Origin of the sequence: Serratia sp. 506_PEND (assembly GCF_001076875.1) — a bacterium.
In the GTDB taxonomy this organism is placed as follows: domain Bacteria; phylum Pseudomonadota; class Gammaproteobacteria; order Enterobacterales; family Enterobacteriaceae; genus Serratia; species Serratia marcescens.
Genome location: NZ_JVEL01000367.1, coordinates 1 through 1,674 on the forward strand (window position 1 = coordinate 1; position 1,674 = coordinate 1,674).

Genomic DNA, 1,674 nt, shown 5'->3' on the forward strand with positions numbered 1-1,674 from the left:
GATTAACAATGTGAGTTCACCGCGTGCTTACGATAAATCAGTACCTTTCTGCGAGTCATTGCCACCTCCGTTAGCCAAGGGCTCTTAGGCCATGTACCAGTGCAAACTGCGGCTCTTGTGCCACAAAGAAACGGTCTTCGCGCAGGTTAACGTGAGTACGAATGGCATCCGCCAGCAGACAGGCTCCACCGCCAACCACCGCGACGTGGGTATAACCTTTAAAGCGATCTATTGTTTCCAGCACCCGCGTCTGGTAACGCGCGATACCGCTGTGGATTGCCTGCTTTATGCCATCGATAGCACGCGGGTCGTTGATATTGTTCGCCAGGTACGTATCGTCGAAGCGCTTGATAATCAATCGCTCCACATTGTAACGGGATAGTGCCATACCGGCTTTGCGTAACGCCTGCTGTACCTCGTCGGTCACCAGTGATACACCTAATGCCGGATCGCCACAGATACGCGACACCGAAGACATCTGGCCTGCCACCTGCGAGATATCCAGCGTTGTTCCCCCGAGATCAACAATCAGCACTGAGTTAGAGGACGAGAGTTGATCGCACAGCGCAATCCCGGCAGGAATGGACTCCGGGCGTACGGTAACGCGGGTGATGGTAAAGACGTGACCGTTATTCAGTTCCACAGATTGTAACAGGCTCTGTTTCTTGCGCTCAATGTTATCCAATCGGTACTGCGCGTCTTCGTCATAGAACTCCGCCAGCGGCAGCGTCACCACGATATCCACGCACTGCGGCGTAAGGCCGCTGGTCAGTAAGGCATGATGTACAGCGACGGCATTGAGCGGGCTGTACTGCCATTCGATATTGCTGGTTGTGAGGGAATCGGGGGAAATAAGGTCGAACGAATACTTCTCATTGCTGGCTGTGTAGTTAAACGGTTTACTGCTGCCAAACGTGGCTGACCATCCTCGTCTGAAGCTATTGGGACTGAGGTGAGTAAAGGTCCTGCCGTACTGCTCCCACAGCATTTTGATATGGGTCGAACCATCGTCGATATAAATGCGCATGTTGCACCTTAGTTGAGTCAAATGTGAATTGAGATTGAGCCGTCCTGCGTTGTCAGAGGCGCGAAGGGCGATTATTGAGTCAGAACTGAGAGTACGATGAGATGAATCAGTGCCAGCAGGCGCTCAATGAGAAAAGGCAGCGCTGCCAGTAAGACAAAGATGAGAAATTTTTTCATCTGGTCTGTTTCCTGTATAGGATGAGTAAATGCGAATTGCTACACAAGATTCAGGAAATAAGCGTCGAGAAATTACTGCACGGCCCGATACAGAGAATTGCTCACATCAGGTTTCTGATTAAATAAAATCAAGGCTTATTTAAAGTGAAGTACAGGGGGGATATTTGAGGGGAAGTTAAAGTGCAGCTATGGAATGGCGAACGCCCAACCGCGAAGGTTGAGCATCCAGGTATTACGCTATTTTCTTTGCTGTGCCGGTAGCAAGATTGTCAATGTAGTCTGCGTACCATTGCATCATTTCACGTCGGTTATCAAGGTATTGGGCATGATTGTAAGTTCCGCGGATACTGTTCTTATCCACGTGAGCAAGCTGCATTTCGATCCATGCCGAGTTAAACCCCTGCTCATGCAAAATAGTACTCATGGTGTGCCTGAAGCCGTGGCCGGTAGCCTTGCCATCATAACCGATGC

2 protein-coding genes are annotated in these 1,674 nt (G+C 50.3%); both read right to left on the reverse strand.

The window, feature by feature from the left end; genetic code table 11:
• Positions 1-70 precede the first annotated feature (70 nt).
• On the reverse strand, positions 71-1,027 hold the full coding sequence (parM, locus tag ADK28_RS11850; protein WP_048795741.1) for a plasmid segregation protein ParM domain-containing protein: 957 nt from the start codon (positions 1,025-1,027) through the stop codon (positions 71-73).
• A 408-nt stretch (positions 1,028-1,435) separates the two neighbouring features.
• Positions 1,436-1,674: tyrosine-type recombinase/integrase (locus tag ADK28_RS11855; protein WP_048795742.1), on the reverse strand; the 239-nt coding region annotated here is incomplete at its 5' end.

Coding starts and splice junctions, on each gene's coding strand:
- parM (WP_048795741.1), bottom strand. CDS start 1,027: ATGCGCATTTATATCGACGATGGTTCGACCCATATCAAAATGCTGTGG.